Consider the following 17,143-nt stretch of genomic DNA (forward strand, 5'->3'; position numbering starts at 1 on the left):
AGCCTCCTGATGTGTGTGAGTTTTCATCAGGTGACAGCAGGCGAAAGACGCTATATTTTGGGAAGAAACCTAATACGCCCTCAAGAGGACATTATGAGTAAGCCTGTTATTGTGCTGTGGTCGGATGCGAACTTTTTCTCTCCCTACGTCTTGTCCGCCTGGGTGGCATTACAAGAAAAAGGGCTTTCCTTTACTCTGAAAACCCGCGATCTGGACCAGGGAGAACATCTGCAACCTGGCTGGCGGGGATATGCGCTGACGCAGCGCGTACCGGTGCTTGAGGCCGACAATTTTGAGCTGAGCGAGTCGTCCGCTATTGCGGAATACCTGGAGGAGCGTTTCGCGCCGCCGCAGTGGGAGCGTATCTACCCGCACGATTTACAAAAACGCGCCCGCGCGCGACAGATTCAGGCGTGGCTACGCAGCGATTTACTGCCGCTTCGCGAAGAACGGCCTACCGACGTGGTGTTTGCCGGGGCGAAAAAAGCGCCGCTAAGCGAGGCTGGAAAAGCCAGCGCGGCAAAACTGTTTGCGACGGCTGAAGCGCTATTGGGGCAGGGGACGCAAAATTTATTTGGTGAATGGTGCATTGCCGATACCGATCTGGCATTGATGATCAATCGTCTGGCGCTGCATGGCGATGACGTGCCGGCGTCGCTGGCGGCGTATGCGACATTCCAGTGGCAGCGTGCTTCCGTACAGCGTTTTATTGCGCTTTCCTCGAAGCGTTCAGGCTGAAAATCTATTCATATTCCAGTATCATAACGCCGTTTTTCACAACGAGGAGTGAGCGATGAAACTGATGTTCGCATCGGACATTCATGGTTCTTTACCCGCCACGGAACGCGTGCTTGAGCGGTTCGCGCAAAGCGGCGCGCGTTGGCTGGTGATATTAGGCGATGTCCTTAACCACGGGCCGCGCAATGCGCTGCCTGAAGGCTATGCGCCCGCCCAGGTCGCCGAACGCCTGAACGCGGTGGCGACGCAAATCATTGCCGTGCGCGGCAACTGCGATAGCGAAGTGGATCAGATGCTGCTGCATTTCCCGATAACAGCGCCGTGGCAGCAAATATTGACGCAAGAGAGGCGGCTATTTTTAACGCATGGGCACCTCTTCGGGCCGACGAATCTGCCCGCTCTGCATACTGGCGATGTGTTGGTCTATGGTCATACGCATCTGCCGGTGGCGCAACAGCAGGAAGGACTGTATCACTTTAATCCTGGGTCAGTGAGCATCCCGAAAGGCGGGTATGCGGCAAGCTACGGTATTCTGGATGATAATGTGTTGAGCGTAATCGCACTCAATGATCAAAGTATCATTGCGCAGGTTGCAATTAACTCGTAATTTACCTCACAAACGTAAATGCGCCGTAAGAGCGCCAGAAATAAGAAGGTTTCCTGATGGTGGAACAGCGTCGTTTGGCAAGTACGGAATGGGTGGATATTGTGAATGAAGACAATGAAGTCATTGCACAGTCCAGCCGGGAACAGATGCGTGCGCAACGCTTACGGCATCGTGCGACGTATATCGTCGTTCATGATGGTATGGGTAAAATTCTGGTGCAGCGTCGTACCGAAACAAAAGATTTTTTGCCCGGTATGTTAGATGCTACCGCAGGCGGCGTGGTCCAGGCTGATGAGCAGCTACTGGAATCTGCCCGCCGCGAAGCGGAAGAAGAGTTGGGTATTGCAGGCGTGCCGTTTGCCGAACACGGTCTGTTTTACTTTGAAGACTCACATTGCCGGGTTTGGGGCGCTCTGTTTAGCTGCGTTTCCCACGGGCCTTTCGCGCTTCAGGAAGATGAAGTCAGCGAAGTGTGTTGGCTGACTCCGGAGGAGATCACCGCGCGCTGTGATGAGTTTACGCCGGACTCGCTCAAAGCGCTGGCGCTGTGGATGACCCGCAACGCCAAAAACGAAGCCGCGCTCCAGGAGAAACCGGAAGAGACGGAATAAGCGTTTTAGCAGCTTTCCCGCATACATAAACTGGAGGCGATGGATTTTCGATCGCTCCAGTTTCCCTGATTTAACCTTTCCAACAGCGCCCGTCCGGCTTCACTGCCAATCTTACGGTGCGGTACGGCCATGGTGGTTAACGGCGGCTGGCAGACCCGGCTGACATCGCTATCGCCAAACCCGACCACCGCTAAATCGTCCGGAACTTTGATCCGCCGTCGTTGGCACTCGTATAACGCGCCGCAGGCCAGCTCATCCGATACGCATACCAGCGCGTCCAGCTCCGGCCACGCCAGTAAAAACTCCGGCAGTTGCGACGCGCCGGTAGAAAAATTGGGCGGCAAGGCGGCATTAATCACCCGGTTTGGCGACATATGGTGGCGAAGCATCGCTTTGTACCAGCCGTGCAGATGTTGCTGAAAAATCCACTGCTCCTGATTGGCGCATAGCAGCCCGATATTCTGATAACCGCGCTGAATCAGCATTTCCGTCAGCTCATACATTGCCGCAACGTTATCAATACCGATATTCATATCAATAGGATCGCTGCGAATCGCGCCCATCTCCATCACCGGGATAGAGGCATTTTTCAGCCACTGGCGCACGGTAGTGCTATGTTCGACGCTAAGCAGAATCGCCGCGGCAATGTTGGAGGCCAGCAGCGTTTCGAGCAGCTTCTCCTCTTGTTCCACGCGATGCTGCGATTCCGCCAGCATAATCTGGTAGCCAGCGGGCTGTAAAATTTGTTGCAGCCCGGCGAACATTTCAGAACACCCCGCTTCCGCAAGGTTCGGTACGACCATCGCGATGGTGTGCGAGGAGGCAGACGCCAGCGCGCTGGCGGCGAGATTAGGCATATAGCCCAGCTCATGCACTGCCGCTTCGATTTTTTCCCGGAGTTTATCAGAGACCTGTTCCGGCGTGCGTAAGGCTCGTGATACGGTCATCGTGCCTACACCGGCAAGTTGGGCTACATCGGCGATAGTCACTTTACCGGTACTGCGCCGTTTACGGGGTATCGACATACAAATTCCTGCGTCATTACAACATGTTGAGATGCTTTTTTATTGTCGTTCTTTGCTTCGCATAATTGGCAGTATACGCCTTAAATCCGCTTTTTTGCTGTGATTTCACACCATGATTTTAATTTGATAGCGCTATCACAATTCTGAGTAATAGTCGCTGGTAGCGCTATCTTTGTGATAACGATCGCAGCTAATATCGAATGGCTTGAATAAAGTTTGTTCATAATTTCATACACCGTGGGGGCGAATAACATGCTGGGAACCTGGTTATCTGACGCAACCATCACGCTACAGGAGAGCGTGGAAACGTGGCCGCAGGCGCTGGAAATTTGCGGCAAACCCCTGCTGGACGCAGGTGTTATCGCACCGGAATACATTACGGCGATTGTTCAGCAGCACCAAAAGCTTGGGCCGTATTATGTATTAGCGCCAGGGTTAGCGATGCCGCATGCGAGGCCGGAAGAGGGGGCGAAAGGGTTAGGTTTATCGTTACTGAAACTACAGCGCGGCGTTTCATTTGGCGCAGACGAATTCGATCCGGTTGACATCATTATTATGCTGGCGGCGCCTGATAAGCACAGTCATATCGAAATGATATCGGCGCTGGCGGAATTATTTTCCAGTGATGTAGATATGGAAAAATTACATCAGGCAAAAAACCTGGAGGACATTAAAACGATTATTGACCGTTTCTGATTTTATTCCATTTTCTTGCGGTAAATAACATTACGCCCGTGCGTGATGCAGACCAACTCTACTTTTAAAAGGTGACAATAATGAAAATCATGGCAATTTGCGGTTCCGGCCTGGGTAGTAGTTTTATGGTAGAAATGAACATTAAAAAAGTATTAAAGAAACTCAATATTGACGCTGAAGTGGAACACTCCGATCTCTCATCGGCCACGCCCGGGGCTGCCGATCTTTTTGTAATGGCCAAAGATATCGCGGCCAGCGCCAGCGTACCGGAAAGCCAACTGGTGGTGATCAATAACATCATCGACATCAACGAACTGGAAACGCAGCTGCGCGCATGGTTCGCTAAACAATAATTATTGCTGGCGAGGTGGATATGTTTATCCTTGAAACGCTGAATTTTGTTGTTGATATTTTAAAAGTGCCATCGGTGCTTGTAGGGTTAATTGCGCTGATTGGTCTGGTGGCGCAGAAAAAAGCGTTTTCCGATGTGGTAAAAGGCACGATTAAAACTATTTTAGGTTTTATTGTGCTTGGCGGTGGCGCAACCGTACTGGTGGGTTCATTAAATCCGCTAGGGGGTATGTTTGAACACGCTTTTAATATTCAGGGCATTATTCCTAATAATGAAGCGATAGTTTCAATCGCGCTGGAGAAATATGGCGCGTCCACGGCGTTAATTATGGCATTTGGTATGGTGGCCAATATTGTCGTGGCGCGCTTTACGCGTCTTAAATATATCTTTTTGACCGGGCATCACACCTTTTACATGGCCTGTATGATTGGCGTAATCCTGACCGTGGCGGGGTTTGAGGGCGTAGGGCTGGTCTTCACCGGATCGCTGATCCTGGGGCTGGTGATGGCCTTCTTCCCGGCGTTGGCCCAACGTTATATGAGGCGGATTACCGGTACCGATGACATTGCGTTTGGTCACTTCGGTACCCTGGGATATGTGCTTTCCGGCTGGATTGGCAGCCTGTGTGGTAAAGGCTCCCGCTCCACGGAAGAGATGAACCTGCCGAAAAACCTCAGTTTTTTACGCGACAGTTCTATCTCGATTTCGCTGACCATGATGATTATCTATCTGATCATGGCAGTCAGCGCAGGGCGTGAGTATGTCGAAGCGACGTTTAGCGGCGGGCAAAACTATCTGGTGTACGCCATCATCATGGCAATCACCTTCGCCGCCGGCGTATTCATCATTCTGCAAGGCGTCCGTCTGATTCTGGCGGAAATTGTTCCGGCCTTTACCGGATTTTCAGAAAAACTGGTGCCAAACGCGCGTCCGGCGCTGGACTGCCCGGTGGTGTATCCCTATGCCCCTAACGCGGTACTGATTGGCTTCCTGTTCAGTTTTCTCGGTGGGCTGGTGGGGTTGTTCCTGCTTGGACAGATGAAGCTTGTGTTGATCCTGCCAGGCGTTGTGCCGCACTTCTTTACCGGCGCGACCGCAGGCGTCTTTGGCAATGCCACCGGCGGTCGCCGCGGGGCGATGATCGGCGCATTTGCTAATGGTCTATTAATCACTTTCCTGCCAGTGCTGTTACTGCCGGTTCTCGGCGCGATCGGCTTCGCCAATACCACGTTCTCGGATGCTGACTTTGGCGTAATCGGTATTTTGCTGGGTAACCTGGCGCGTTATCTGTCGCCGATGGCTATCACGGGGCTGGTGGTGGCGCTATTCGCGCTACTGGTGGCGTACAACGTGTTGGCCAAAAACAAAAAAGCGACTGCCGAAGTGCAGGAAAATAGCGGAGCGAAAGAATGAACGTAACCGAAATCACCCAACTGGCGCGCGACATTCGCGTCGCCACGCTCAAATCCTTAAACCATCTTGGCTTTGGTCACTATGGCGGCAGCATGTCGGTAGTGGAAACTCTGGCGGTTCTGTACGGCGCGGTGATGAAAATCGACCCTGCCGACCCGGACTGGCCGGAGCGCGATTACTTCGTACTGTCGAAAGGCCATGCGGGCCCCGCGTTGTACAGTACCCTGGCGATTAAAGGCTATTTCCCGCGCGAAGAGCTGAATACGCTTAACCAGAACGGCACCCGTCTTCCCAGCCATCCGGATCGGCTAAAAACGCGCGGCGTGGACGCCACGACCGGCTCACTGGGACAGGGCATCTCTATTGCGGGCGGAATGGCTTTGTCGCATAAACTGGCGCGGCGATCCAACCGGGTATTTTGCATTGTCGGCGATGGCGAGCTCAATGAAGGGCAGTGCTGGGAGGCGTTTCAGTTTATTGCCCACCACCGCCTGAATAATCTGACCGTTTTCATTGACTGGAATAAACAGCAGCTTGACGGCGAACTGGAGGAGATTATCAATCCATTCGATCTGGAAGGGAAATTCCGCGCGTTTGGTTTCGATGTCGTCACCGTCAAAGGCGATGATATCGCCGGACTACTGGCGGTGGTTCAGCCAGTGCCGCCCGCTGATGCCCGGCCAAGGGTAGTGATCCTTGACAGCATTAAAGGGCAGGGGGTGCCATGCCTGGAGCAGTTAACGAATTCTCACCACTTACGCCTGACGGATGGCATGAAGCAGACGCTCAATGAGGCCATTCATCAACTGGAGGTCATGCATGATTAAGCTTGCGCCCGCAGGGCTTAAAGACGATATCGAAATGCGCAAAGTTTACGCCGGTTTTGTCGCCGGGCAGATTGAGGCCGGAAGCCCAATTATTGCGCTTGAGGCTGATTTAATGAGCTCAATGGCGATGGACAGCGTGGCGCGTGACTACCCGCAGCATGTCATTAACTGCGGTATTATGGAGGCGAATGTGATTGGCACTGCGGCGGGGCTGGCGCTGACCGGTCGTAAACCGTTTGTGCATACCTTTACCGCTTTTGCCAGCCGTCGCTGTTTTGATCAGCTCTTTATGGCGCTGGATTATCAGCGTAACAACGTCAAAGTGATCGCCTCCGATGCCGGAGTGACAGCGTGCCATAACGGTGGCACCCATATGTCTTTTGAAGATATGGGCATTGTTCGCGGGCTGGCGCACTCCGTAGTACTGGAGGTGACGGATGCGGTGATGTTCGCGGATATTTTACGCCAGCTAATGGACCTGGACGGTTTTTACTGGCTGCGTACCATCCGTAAGCAGGCGCGGAGTATCTATGCGCCAGGCTCTACCTTTACCATTGGCAAGGGCAACGTACTGCGCGAGGGCGATGATATTACGCTTATCGCCAACGGCATTATGGTGGCGGAGGCGCTGGAGGCGGCGCGCCAACTGGAGCAGGAAGGCGTGAGCGCCGCAGTCATTGATATGTTCACCTTAAAGCCTATCGATCGCATGTTGGTGAAAAACTACGCGGAAAAAACGCGGCGTATCGTCACGTGTGAAAACCACAGCATCCATAATGGACTGGGATCGGCGGTGGCGGAAGTGCTGGTGGAAAACTGCCCGGTGCCGATGCGCCGTGTTGGCGTCAAAGAGCGTTATGGGCAGGTAGGAACGCAGGATTTCTTACAACAAGAGTACGGACTCACCGCCGCAGCGATTGTAGAAGCCGCGAAATCACTGCTTTAATCATGGAGATATTGCCGGATGGCGCTGATGCTCATCCGGCATTTTGGATCAATGATATCCCATCATCTGCGCGCCAATGACGACCACGCTGGACATAATAAACAGTAGTCCCAGCAGCGACGCTCCCACTTTCAGCCAGTTGCGAAAATCGACCCGGCACACGCCCAGCGTGGCCATCAGCGAAGCTGATGTCGGATAGATAATATGGCTGAAGCCATCGCCAAACTGGAAGGCCAGAACAGTCACCTGACGGTTAACGCCGACCAGATCGCCGAGCGGCGCCAGTAATGGCATGGTTAATGCCGCCTGACCCGAACCGGACGTGACAAAGAAATTAAATACCGCCTGGAAGAGCAGCATAAACCAGGCGGCGATAGCATTATTAAGCCCGCTGATGCCATGCGCGATACTGTTAAGCAGCGTATTGAGCACGCTGGGTTCCCCGGCTTCGCCGTTGCCGACCAGCAGCAGAATGCCTTTGGCAAAACCCACCAGCAAGGCGGGCGCGATCATCATCCTCGCCCCTTCGGTGAATGAGGACGCCATCACGTTGACCGTCATACCGTTGAGGCGGAAGATAACGCCAATGAGGCCGATCACCACGCCCATGGTGAAAAACTGGCTGGCGATCTCCGGAATAAACCAGGCGTGGACAATCACACCCCAGACGACCCAAATCATTACGCCGGTCAGGACCAGCAGTACCAGCCAGTCACCGAAGGTGAAAGGGCGCTGGACGACTTCATCCTGCTGTTCGCGGAAATAGCGATCGGATTCGTGGACGCGGGAAAGCAGCGGATTCTTTTTCACGCGTGAGGCGTAGACCAGCGTAAAAACCAGCCCAATCAGTGTGGCGACAATCCAGACCACAATACGCAGCCCGGAGCCGGAAAGTACCGGCACGCCGGCAATCCCCTGAGCGACGACTACGCAGAAAGGGTTCATCCACGAACTGGCAAAGCCAATTTGGGTGGCGATATAGGTCACCAGGACGGTGGTAATGCTGTCATAGCCCAGCCTGACCATCAGTGGGGCTATGATAATTGCAAAGGCGACCGCCTCTTCGCCCATGCCAAATACGGCGCCCCCTAACGAAAAGAGGACAAATAGCACCGGAATAAACAGGACTTCGTTGCCCCGCGTGTGGCGAATAAGCGCTAGAATGCCGTTATCCACGGTGCCGGTACGCATCACGATGCCGAATGCGCCGCCAATCACCAACATAAACATAATGATGCCGACGGCAGTGCCGAATTTCGATCCGGATGTTAACCCTTCAAACGGAAAATTCATCAGTCCTGGTCTTTCATCGCCGGTAGTGAAAAATTGTACTCGATGATACTGCGCTTCCCCGGCCTCGTTGGTCACAATGCGAAAAGAGTGCGGGTCGACGACTTTGCGGGTTTTTGTCTGACCATCGACCTGATACTGCACTTCCTGGCTATCAAACATCCCAACGGGGACGACCCAGGTGGCGATACTGGTTAAAATGGCGACAAAAAAGATGATGACCAGCGTATCGGGCATTGCCCATTTTCTGGCTGTTTTTGATTCTGTAACGACAGACATGACGGACTATCCCTGTTGCAAAGCAAAGAGGCTAAGTATGAGAAGAAGGGAATAGTTATTCATTGATGCAGCGCAGTTAAGCAAAAAATTCCGCTTTGCAGGGTAAATAGCAGAATGCCGGATGGCGATGCTAACGCGTCTTATCCGGCCTACAACGGTATTTCCCCTGTAGGCCGGACAAGGCGTTCACGCCGCCATCCGGCATTAGCTTTTACTGTTACTGCTGCTGTTGAGAAGCCTGGATCGCCGTCAGGGCGATGGTGTAGACGATATCGTCTACCAGCGCGCCACGGGACAGATCGTTCACCGGCTTGCGCATACCCTGCAGCATCGGCCCGATGGAGATCAGGTCGGCAGAACGCTGCACCGCTTTGTAGGTGGTGTTACCGGTGTTCAGATCCGGGAAAATGAACACGGTAGCGCGACCCGCAACCGGCGAGTTCGGCGCTTTGGATTTCGCTACGTCAGCCATGACCGCGGCGTCGTACTGCAACGGACCGTCGATCATCAGGTCAGGACGTTTTTCCTGCGCCAGACGCGTCGCTTCACGTACTTTCTCTACGTCGCTGCCCGCGCCAGAGGTGCCGGTGGAGTAGGAGAGCATTGCCACACGCGGTTCGATGCCGAAGGCAATGGCGGAATCCGCAGACTGAATCGCGATTTCTGCCAGCTGCTCTGCAGTAGGGTCTGGGTTGATTGCGCAGTCGCCGTAAACGTAAACCTGCTCCGGCAGTAGCATAAAGAACACAGAAGAGACCAGGGAGCTACCCGGCGCCGTTTTAATAAGCTGCAGCGGCGGACGGATGGTGTTGGCGGTGGTATGAACCGCGCCGGAAACCAGACCGTCGACTTCGTCTTGCTCCAGCATCAGTGTGCCGAGCACCACGTTGTCTTCCAGCTGTTCGCGGGCAACCGGTTCGGTCATGCCTTTGCTCTTACGCAGCTCAACCAGGCGAGCGACATAGCTTTCACGCACCACTTCCGGATCGACGATTTCAATGCCTGCGCCCAGCTCAACGCCCTGAGATGCCGCGACGCGGTTGATTTCATCCGGGTTGCCTAGCAGTACGCAAGTGGCGATGCCGCGTTCAGCGCAGATTGCCGCCGCTTTGACGGTACGCGGTTCGTCGCCTTCCGGCAGCACTACGCGTTTACCGGCTTTACGCGCCAGCTCAGTCAGTTGGTAGCGGAACGCCGGCGGAGAGAGACGACGGCTACGCTCGGAAGTGGCGGTCAGCGACTCGATCCAGTCAGCGTTAACGTAGTTCGCGACGTATTCCTGAACTTTCTCGATGCGCTCATGGTCATCAACCGGGACTTCCAGATTGAAGCTTTGCAGGCTCAGCGAAGTCTGCCAGGTGTTGGTGTTCACCATAAAGACCGGCAGACCGGTGGCGAATGCGCGTTCGCACAGTTTAGAAATGCGCGCGTCCATTTCATAGCCGCCGGTCAGCAGCAGGGCGCCGATTTCTACGCCGTTCATCGCGGCCAGGCAAGCTGCGACCAGTACGTCCGGACGGTCAGCGGAGGTCACTAACAACGATCCTGCGCGGAAATGTTCCAGCATATGCGGAATACTACGCGCGCAGAACGTGACGGATTTAACGCGGCGGGTTTTGATATCGCCTTCGTTAATGATGGTGGCGTTCAGGTGACGCGCCATATCGATAGCGCGGGTCGCAATCAGGTCGAAGCTCCACGGCACCGCGCCCAGAACCGGCAGCGGGCTGGATTCCTGCAGTTTAGCAGGATCGATTTTGATCACCTGTGCTTTGGAAGAGTCGTCAAAGATCTCCGACAGATCCGGGCGAGTACGGCCTTGTTCATCAACCGGCGCATTCAGTTTGTTGATGATAACGCCGGTGATGTTGGTGTTTTTCGCGCCGCCGAAGCTGCTGCGCGTCAATTCGATACGCTCGTTCAGCTGTTCTGGCGTGTCGGTCCCCTGAGACATGACAAAAACGATTTCCGCATTCAGCGTTTTCGCGATTTCATAGTTCAGAGACTGAGCGAACTGATGTTTACGGGTCGGAACCAGACCTTCAACCAGCACCACTTCCGCGTCTTTGGTATTCGCATGGTAGTTCGCGATGATCTCTTCCATCAGCACGTCTTTCTGGTTGCTGGAGAGCAGAGATTCAACGTGGCTCATCTTCAGCGGTTCAGCCGCCGGCAGGGTAGAGTTCGCGCGAACGATAGTGGTGGTCTGGTCAGGCGCATCGCCGCCAGCGCGAGGCTGGGCGATAGGCTTAAAGACGCTCAGACGAACGCCTTTGCGTTCCATAGCACGGATGACGCCGAGGCTGACGCTGGTCAGGCCGACGCTGGTTCCGGTAGGGATCAGCATAATAATACGGGACACGGTTTATCCTCTTTCGTTACCGTCTTTTGGAGACGGGTTACAAAACAGCACCGCCAGCGAGGCTGGCGGTGTCAAATCAGGCAGTCAGACGGCTCGCGTCCTGCGCGATAACCAGTTCTTCGTTGGTTGGGATCACCACCGCCGGACGGGTACCTTCTTTGTTGATGAAACCAGATTTGCCGAAGCGGGCCGCCAGGTTACGTTCGTGGTCGACTTCAAAGCCCAGCACGCCCAGTTTACCCAGAGACAGTTCGCGAACCATCGCGGCGTTTTCACCGATACCGCCGGTGAACACGACTGCATCCAGACGACCGTCCATCAGAGCGGTGTAAGAACCGATGTACTTCGCAAGGCGGTGGCAGTAAACGTCCATCGCACGTTTAGCGTCTTCTTTGGTGGCGTAGTTGTCTTCAACATAACGGCAGTCGCTGGTCACTTCAGTCAGACCCAGCAGACCGGACTCTTTGGTCAGCATTTTGTTGATCTGATCCACGCTCATGCCCAGAGTGTCGTGCAGGTGGAAGATAATCGCAGGGTCGATATCGCCGGAACGGGTACCCATGACCAGGCCTTCCAGCGGGGTCAGACCCATAGAGGTATCCACGCATTTACCGTTACGGATAGCAGAAACAGAACCGCCGTTGCCCAGGTGGCAGGTGATAATGTTCAGTTCTTCTACCGGCTTGTTCAGCATTTTTGCCGCTTCCTGAGTTACATAGAAGTGGCTGGTGCCGTGTGCGCCATAGCGACGAACGCCGTGTTCTTTATACAGGCTGTACGGCAGGGCATACAGGTAAGATTCTTCCGGCATGGTCTGATGGAAGGCGGTGTCGAATACTGCAACGTTTTTATCTTTCAGCTGCGGGAAAGATTTCAGCGCTTCGGCGATACCAATCAGGTGAGCCGGGTTATGCAGCGGTGCGAAAGAGGCGGAATCTTTGATGCCCTGAATGACGGACTCATCAATGACTACGGAACTGGTATACTTCTCGCCGCCGTGTACGATACGGTGACCAATTGCAGTTAACTGCGCAGACAGTTCTGGTTTTTGTGCCAGAATAGTGTTAACGATAAAGTTCAGCGCTTCACTGTGAGCGGCGCCTGCACCTAAAGCCGCTTCTTGTTTACTGCCGTCCATTTTCCATTTGATGCGTGCTTCTGGCAGATGGAAACATTCGGCTAAACCAGAAAGGTATTCATCACCATTAACTGCATCAATAATTGCAAATTTCAGTGAAGAACTACCGCAGTTCAGAACCAGTACTAACTTACTCGACATGGAAGTACCTATTTATGATACGTGGCTAAAAAAACGTCAGTGAGCCATAGAGCGTAGCGCATGATAGCCCTGACATTTATGATTAACATCATGCGCAGGAGTTTTTTTGGGCATGATGGAAGAAATACCTTTGAGTCTATGCCATTTTGCGTATTTTTCAGCCAATGGCATCCTATGTGTAATATTGACGACTCAATGATTTTAAACTACCGGCCTTTGACAGGCCGACACAGGATACCTGATAGTGGGTATCGAAGACAAAATGTTTTGAACGTTGTCCCTCGCAGTTGTTGTTTTGCACAAATTTTTTAAATTTTATATGTGAAGTTGAGGTAGGCCATGTCGACACCGGATAATCGCTCCGTAAATTTTTTTAGCTTATTTCGCCGGGGGCAGCACTACGCGAAGACGTGGCCGATGGAAAAACGGCTGGCGCCCGTTTTCGTCGAAAACCGCGTCATTCGTATGACGCGCTATGCCATACGATTTATGCCGCCTGTCGCCGTTTTTACATTATGCTGGCAGATAGCGCTGGGCGGTCAGTTAGGTCCGGCCGTGGCGACCGCCCTGTTCGCCCTGAGCTTGCCTATGCAGGGATTATGGTGGTTAGGGAAACGTTCCGTGACGCCGTTGCCGCCTTCAATCCTTAACTGGTTTTACGAAGTTCGCGGTAAATTGCAGGAGGCTGGACAAGCGCTGGCGCCGGTAGAAGGAAAGCCGGATTACCAGGCATTAGCTGACACGCTTAAGCGCGCCTTCAAACAACTAGATAAAACTTTCCTGGATGATTTGTAATTGACCCCGGATTACGCATATAAAAGAAGGCATACCAATGCCTTCTTTTTTTCATCGCCATAGCGTGATACAGGAGTTCAAAATGGAAATGACCAACGCGCAACGTCTGATTTTGTCTAACCAGTACAAAATGATGACGATGCTCGATCCCACCAACGCCGAGCGTTACCGTCGCTTACAAACAATTATTGAACGCGGCTACGGCCTGCAGATGCGCGAGCTGGATCGCGAGTTTGGCGAGCTGATGGAAGAGACCTGTCGTACCATCATCGATATTATGGAGATGTACCATGCGCTGCACGTCTCCTGGACCAACCTCAAAGATACGCAAGCCATCGACGAACGTCGCGTCACCTTCCTGGGGTTTGACGCTGCGACGGAAGCGCGTTACCTCGGCTATGTCCGTTTTATGGTGAATATAGAAGGACGCTACACTCACTTTGACGCCGGGACGCACGGCTTTAATGCCCAGACGCCGATGTGGGAAAAATACCAGCGGATGTTGAATGTCTGGCATGCCTGCCCGCGTCAGTACCACCTGAGCGCGAATGAAATCAATCAAATCATTAATGCCTGAGGAGGCTCGCGTGCAGTGTAAAGGTTTTCTGTTTGATCTGGATGGAACGTTGGTTGACTCATTACCTGCCGTCGAACGCGCGTGGTGTAGCTGGGCCGATCGTTTTAACCTTGCTCATGATGAGGTGCTGGGCTTTATTCATGGTAAACAGGCGATCACCTCGTTGCGGCATTTTATGGCGGGTAAATCGGAGGCGGAAATTGCCGCTGAGTTTACGCGCCTGGAGCAAATAGAAGCCACTGAAACCGCAGGGATCACCGCGTTGCCGGGGGCAGTCGATTTACTCAATCACCTGAATAAAGCGGGCATTCCGTGGGCTATCGTCACCTCCGGTTCAATGCCGGTCGCGCGTGCGCGCCATCAGGTCGCGGGCCTTCCAGCGCCAGAGGTGTTTGTCACCGCCGAACGAGTCAAACGCGGCAAACCGGAGCCGGATGCGTATTTGCTGGGCGCACAACTGCTTGGCCTGGCCCCTCAGGAGTGCGTCGTAGTAGAAGATGCCCCGGCTGGCGTGCTGTCCGGACTGGCTGCGGGCTGCCACGTCATTGCGGTCAATGCGCCGGCCGACACGCCGCGTCTGGCGGATGTTGATTTTGCGTTGGATAGCCTGACGCAATTATCGGTCGCTAAACAACCAAACGGCGATGTGGTGGTGTTAAGAAAGACCTGATCATGATATCGCCCCGCTTTGGCGGGGCATATTTATGGCAGAATCTCGTTATCTTCTCATCTGACAAGGATATGTTGTGAACGGTGAATTGATTTGGGTTCTCTCTTTACTGGCGATTGCCGTCGTGTTGTTTGCGACGGGCAAAGTACGTATGGATGCGGTGGCTTTATTCGTCATTGTTGCTTTTGTCCTTAGCGGTACCTTGACCCTTCCGGAAGCCTTCTCCGGCTTTAGCGATCCGAATGTCATTCTTATCGCCGCCTTATTTATTATTGGCGACGGCCTCGTGCGCACCGGCGTTGCTACGGTGGTCGGTACCTGGCTGGTTAAAATGGCGGGCAGCAGTGAAATCAAAATGCTGGTTTTACTGATGATCACTGTCGCCGGACTTGGCGCTTTCATGAGTTCAACCGGCGTGGTGGCGATTTTTATCCCCGTTGTTCTTAGCGTTTCTATGCATATGCAGACCTCGCCTTCGCGCCTGATGATGCCGCTGAGTTTTGCCGGGCTTATCAGCGGAATGATGACGCTGGTGGCGACGCCACCGAACCTGGTGGTTAACAGTGAACTGCTGCGTGAAGGCCTGCACGGGTTCAACTTTTTTAGCGTGACGCCGCTGGGGGTAGTGGTGTTGGCGCTCGGCATTGTTTATATGCTGGTGATGCGCTTCATGCTAAAAGGCGATGCGCCCGGACAACAGGCCGGTAAGCGGCGCACTTTCCGCGATCTTATCCGCGAGTACCGTCTGACGGGGCGCGCTCGCCGTCTGGCGATTCGCCCCGGTTCGCCGATGGTGGGACAGCGACTGGACGACCTTAAACTGCGCGAACGTTACGGCGCCAATGTCATCGGCGTTGAACGCTGGCGGCGCTTTCGGCGGGTTATCGTCAATGTGAACGGCGTATCGGAGTTTCGCGCTCGCGACGTTCTGCTGATTGATATGTCGGCGGCGGAGGTTGACCTCAGAGAGTTCTGCGCCGAGCAACTGCTGGAACCGATGGTATTGCGAGGAGAATATTTTTCCGATCAGGCGTTGGATGTCGGGATGGCGGAAATTTCGCTTATTCCGGAGTCTGAACTGATTGGCAAGTCGGTGCGTGAAATCGCCTTCCGTACACGTTACGGGCTGAATGTGGTCGGCCTGAAACGCGACGGCGTCGCGCTGGAAGGGTCGCTGGCCGATGAGCCGTTATTGATGGGCGATATCATTCTGGTCGTGGGGAACTGGAAGTTAATCAGCCTGTTGGGGCAAAAAGGCCGCGACTTTGTGGTGCTGAATATGCCGGTCGAGGTCAGCGAAGCCTCTCCTGCGCACAGCCAGGCGCCGCACGCCATTTTCTGCCTGGTACTGATGGTGGCGCTGATGTTGACCGATGAAATTCCCAACCCGATCGCGGCGATTATCGCCTGCCTGCTGATGGGAAAATTTCGCTGTATTGATGCTGAAAGCGCGTATAAAGCGATCCACTGGCCGAGTATTATCTTGATTGTGGGTATGATGCCGTTTGCGCTGGCGTTGCAAAAAACCGGCGGCGTCTCTCTGGTCGTGCAAGGGTTAATGGATATCGGCGGCGGCTATGGGCCGTATATGATGCTGGGATGCCTGTTCGTGCTGTGCGCCGTCATAGGACTGTTCATTTCTAACACGGCAACGGCGGTGCTGATGGCGCCGATTGCGCTGGCGGCGGCGAAATCAATGGGGGTATCGCCCTATCCGTTTGCGATGGCGGTGGCGATGGCGGCCTCCGCCGCCTTTATGACGCCGGTTTCATCGCCGGTCAATACTCTGGTTCTGGGGCCGGGAAACTATAGCTTTAGCGATTTTGTGAAGCTTGGCGTGCCGTTCACGCTTATTGTGATGGCGGTTTGTATTGTGATGATTCCGATGTTGTTTCCGTTTTAACCCCAGGCTGGAAAAGGCCTGATGGCGCTGCGCTTATCAGGCCTACGGGAAGAACGGTAGGCCGGATAAGGCGTTAGCCGCCATCCGGCAACTAAAGCGGTGAATCCTGGCTTATCTCGTCAAGAGAGAGATGGAAACTTGGTACGAACACCGCCATAAAATAGTCCATCTCCTGGCTGCGACGTAATTCCAGCGTTTTTTCCAGCCGCGTTTTTGCCAGTCCAAACTCATTGTTTCCCGCTGAGAGCTCCTCCAGGCATTTCAGGTAGGCGCAAAGCGCATCGGCCTGTTTTACGATTGCCTGTTCTTCTTCGCTCCAGGCATTCTCATCAATAAGCGGTGCGAAAATATCGCGTAATTCATCCGGCGCCATATCAACCAGCTTTTGCTGGGCGATTTTTTCGATCGCTTTATATTCCTGGGCTATCTGGGAATTAAAATATTTTACCGGCGTCGGCAGATCGCCGGTCAGTACTTCCGAGGCATCATGATACATCGCCAGAAGCGCGATGCGTTCAGCATTGAGCTGACCGCCAAATTTACGGTTTTTTATCGCCGCCAACGCATGGGCGACCATCGCCACCTGCAGACTATGTTCGGAGACGTTTTCCGTACGCACGTTACGCATCAGCGGCCAGCGGTTAATCAACTTCATGCGGGAGAGATGGGCGAAAAAATGGCTCTGCTTCATAGATTACCTTTTGTTTTCACTGCGGCAGACTTCATTGTGCGGGGAGGGTGATGAAGATGCAATTCAGGCTACCGAAGTAGCC

Annotated in this window: 17 protein-coding genes; 12 read left to right on the forward strand and 5 right to left on the reverse strand. The window is 53.8% G+C overall.

Features of this window, described 5'->3' with window-relative positions; all coding sequences use genetic code 11:
- The first annotated feature begins 93 nt into the window (after positions 1-93).
- From yfcF to yfcD, 3 genes are read left to right on the forward strand one after another with little or no spacing between them, the layout of a single operon-like run.
- Complete coding sequence (gene yfcF, locus LCS67_RS07095) at positions 94-738, forward strand: glutathione transferase (protein ID WP_000043010.1); 645 nt, start codon at positions 94-96, stop codon at positions 736-738.
- A 55-nt stretch (positions 739-793) separates the two neighbouring features.
- Complete coding sequence (gene yfcE, locus LCS67_RS07100; RefSeq protein WP_000772458.1) at positions 794-1,345, forward strand: phosphodiesterase; 552 nt, start codon at positions 794-796, stop codon at positions 1,343-1,345.
- 56 nt (positions 1,346-1,401) lie between these two features.
- On the forward strand, positions 1,402-1,956 hold the full coding sequence (gene yfcD, locus LCS67_RS07105; RefSeq protein WP_000230216.1) for an NUDIX hydrolase YfcD: 555 nt from the start codon (positions 1,402-1,404) through the stop codon (positions 1,954-1,956).
- A 5-nt stretch (positions 1,957-1,961) separates the two neighbouring features.
- Here the strand turns inward: yfcD and LCS67_RS07110 are convergent, their stop codons facing one another.
- Positions 1,962-2,981, reverse strand: coding sequence for a LacI family DNA-binding transcriptional regulator (locus tag LCS67_RS07110; RefSeq protein WP_000026949.1), 1,020 nt, complete (start codon positions 2,979-2,981; stop codon positions 1,962-1,964).
- Positions 2,982-3,233: 252 nt separating this feature from the next.
- Here LCS67_RS07110 and LCS67_RS07115 point away from each other — a divergent pair, with 252 nt between their 5' ends.
- The 5 genes from LCS67_RS07115 (at position 3,234) to LCS67_RS07135 (ending at position 7,215) form a co-directional block, all read left to right on the forward strand.
- On the forward strand, positions 3,234-3,677 hold the full coding sequence (locus tag LCS67_RS07115) for a PTS sugar transporter subunit IIA (RefSeq protein WP_000901810.1): 444 nt from the start codon (positions 3,234-3,236) through the stop codon (positions 3,675-3,677).
- A gap of 80 nt (positions 3,678-3,757) precedes the next feature.
- The gene (locus tag LCS67_RS07120) at positions 3,758-4,030 is read left to right on the forward strand and encodes a PTS sugar transporter subunit IIB (protein WP_000699818.1); all 273 of its coding nucleotides are present in this window, start codon (positions 3,758-3,760) and stop codon (positions 4,028-4,030) included.
- 20 nt (positions 4,031-4,050) lie between these two features.
- Positions 4,051-5,442 carry a PTS ascorbate transporter subunit IIC gene (locus LCS67_RS07125; RefSeq protein WP_001522266.1) on the forward strand — a complete coding sequence of 464 codons (1,392 nt, stop codon included), beginning with the start codon at positions 4,051-4,053 and terminating at the stop codon, positions 5,440-5,442.
- On the forward strand, positions 5,439-6,269 hold the full coding sequence (locus LCS67_RS07130) for a transketolase (RefSeq protein ID WP_001103272.1): 831 nt from the start codon (positions 5,439-5,441) through the stop codon (positions 6,267-6,269). Before LCS67_RS07125 ends, LCS67_RS07130 begins: the two co-directional genes overlap by 4 nt.
- Positions 6,262-7,215: a transketolase family protein gene (locus tag LCS67_RS07135; RefSeq protein WP_000593025.1), complete on the forward strand. Its 954-nt coding sequence runs from the start codon at positions 6,262-6,264 to the stop codon at positions 7,213-7,215. The genes LCS67_RS07130 and LCS67_RS07135 overlap by 8 nt, the downstream gene beginning before the upstream one ends.
- A 48-nt stretch (positions 7,216-7,263) precedes the next feature.
- On the opposite strand, the gene yfcC is transcribed toward LCS67_RS07135, so the two are convergent.
- The 3 genes from yfcC to ackA all read right to left on the reverse strand — a co-directional run bounded on the left by yfcC (position 7,264) and on the right by ackA (position 12,425).
- Positions 7,264-8,784 (reverse strand): putative basic amino acid antiporter YfcC, encoded by a 1,521-nt coding sequence (yfcC, locus tag LCS67_RS07140; protein WP_000117932.1) that lies wholly within the window; start codon positions 8,782-8,784, stop codon positions 7,264-7,266.
- A gap of 217 nt (positions 8,785-9,001) precedes the next feature.
- On the reverse strand, positions 9,002-11,146 hold the full coding sequence (gene pta / locus LCS67_RS07145; protein ID WP_000086690.1) for a phosphate acetyltransferase: 2,145 nt from the start codon (positions 11,144-11,146) through the stop codon (positions 9,002-9,004).
- A 76-nt stretch (positions 11,147-11,222) separates the two neighbouring features.
- Positions 11,223-12,425: an acetate kinase gene (gene ackA, locus LCS67_RS07150; protein WP_000095689.1), complete on the reverse strand. Its 1,203-nt coding sequence runs from the start codon at positions 12,423-12,425 to the stop codon at positions 11,223-11,225.
- Between the two features lie 339 nt (positions 12,426-12,764).
- Between ackA and yfbV the strand changes: the two genes are divergently transcribed.
- The 4 genes from yfbV (at position 12,765) to LCS67_RS07170 (ending at position 16,370) form a co-directional block, all read left to right on the forward strand.
- Positions 12,765-13,220, forward strand: a complete 456-nt coding sequence (gene yfbV / locus LCS67_RS07155) for a terminus macrodomain insulation protein YfbV (RefSeq protein WP_000106617.1) — start codon at positions 12,765-12,767, stop codon at positions 13,218-13,220.
- 82 nt (positions 13,221-13,302) lie between these two features.
- Positions 13,303-13,797 (forward strand): YfbU family protein, encoded by a 495-nt coding sequence (locus LCS67_RS07160; RefSeq protein WP_000426133.1) that lies wholly within the window; start codon positions 13,303-13,305, stop codon positions 13,795-13,797.
- Positions 13,790-14,467, forward strand: a complete 678-nt coding sequence (locus LCS67_RS07165; protein ID WP_001555201.1) for a sugar phosphatase — start codon at positions 13,790-13,792, stop codon at positions 14,465-14,467. The genes LCS67_RS07160 and LCS67_RS07165 overlap by 8 nt, the downstream gene beginning before the upstream one ends.
- Positions 14,468-14,543: 76 nt before the next feature.
- Positions 14,544-16,370 (forward strand): SLC13 family permease, encoded by a 1,827-nt coding sequence (locus tag LCS67_RS07170; protein WP_001012861.1) that lies wholly within the window; start codon positions 14,544-14,546, stop codon positions 16,368-16,370.
- Between the two features lie 91 nt (positions 16,371-16,461).
- Here LCS67_RS07170 and yfbR read toward each other — a convergent pair whose 3' ends face one another.
- The gene (gene yfbR / locus LCS67_RS07175) at positions 16,462-17,061 is read right to left on the reverse strand and encodes a 5'-deoxynucleotidase (protein WP_000813882.1); all 600 of its coding nucleotides are present in this window, start codon (positions 17,059-17,061) and stop codon (positions 16,462-16,464) included.
- Between the last annotated feature and the right edge of the window lie 82 nt (positions 17,062-17,143).

It is taken from the genome of Salmonella sp. A7, assembly GCF_020181675.1.
Taxonomy (GTDB): domain Bacteria; phylum Pseudomonadota; class Gammaproteobacteria; order Enterobacterales; family Enterobacteriaceae; genus Salmonella; species Salmonella enterica.

Bases quoted from the DNA above. Each gene is read 5' to 3' on its own strand.
- yfcF (WP_000043010.1), top strand. From the start codon at position 94: ATGAGTAAGCCTGTTATTGTGCTGTGGTCGGATGCGAACTTTTTCTCT.
- yfcE (WP_000772458.1), top strand. From the start codon at position 794: ATGAAACTGATGTTCGCATCGGACATTCATGGTTCTTTACCCGCCACG.
- yfcD (WP_000230216.1), top strand. From the start codon at position 1,402: ATGGTGGAACAGCGTCGTTTGGCAAGTACGGAATGGGTGGATATTGTG.
- LCS67_RS07110 (WP_000026949.1), bottom strand. From the start codon at position 2,981: ATGTCGATACCCCGTAAACGGCGCAGTACCGGTAAAGTGACTATCGCC.
- LCS67_RS07115 (WP_000901810.1), top strand. From the start codon at position 3,234: ATGCTGGGAACCTGGTTATCTGACGCAACCATCACGCTACAGGAGAGC.
- LCS67_RS07120 (WP_000699818.1), top strand. From the start codon at position 3,758: ATGAAAATCATGGCAATTTGCGGTTCCGGCCTGGGTAGTAGTTTTATG.
- LCS67_RS07125 (WP_001522266.1), top strand. From the start codon at position 4,051: ATGTTTATCCTTGAAACGCTGAATTTTGTTGTTGATATTTTAAAAGTG.
- LCS67_RS07130 (WP_001103272.1), top strand. From the start codon at position 5,439: ATGAACGTAACCGAAATCACCCAACTGGCGCGCGACATTCGCGTCGCC.
- LCS67_RS07135 (WP_000593025.1), top strand. From the start codon at position 6,262: ATGATTAAGCTTGCGCCCGCAGGGCTTAAAGACGATATCGAAATGCGC.
- yfcC (WP_000117932.1), bottom strand. From the start codon at position 8,784: ATGTCTGTCGTTACAGAATCAAAAACAGCCAGAAAATGGGCAATGCCC.
- ackA (WP_000095689.1), bottom strand. From the start codon at position 12,425: ATGTCGAGTAAGTTAGTACTGGTTCTGAACTGCGGTAGTTCTTCACTG.
- yfbV (WP_000106617.1), top strand. From the start codon at position 12,765: ATGTCGACACCGGATAATCGCTCCGTAAATTTTTTTAGCTTATTTCGC.
- LCS67_RS07160 (WP_000426133.1), top strand. From the start codon at position 13,303: ATGGAAATGACCAACGCGCAACGTCTGATTTTGTCTAACCAGTACAAA.
- LCS67_RS07165 (WP_001555201.1), top strand. From the start codon at position 13,790: ATGCCTGAGGAGGCTCGCGTGCAGTGTAAAGGTTTTCTGTTTGATCTG.
- yfbR (WP_000813882.1), bottom strand. From the start codon at position 17,061: ATGAAGCAGAGCCATTTTTTCGCCCATCTCTCCCGCATGAAGTTGATT.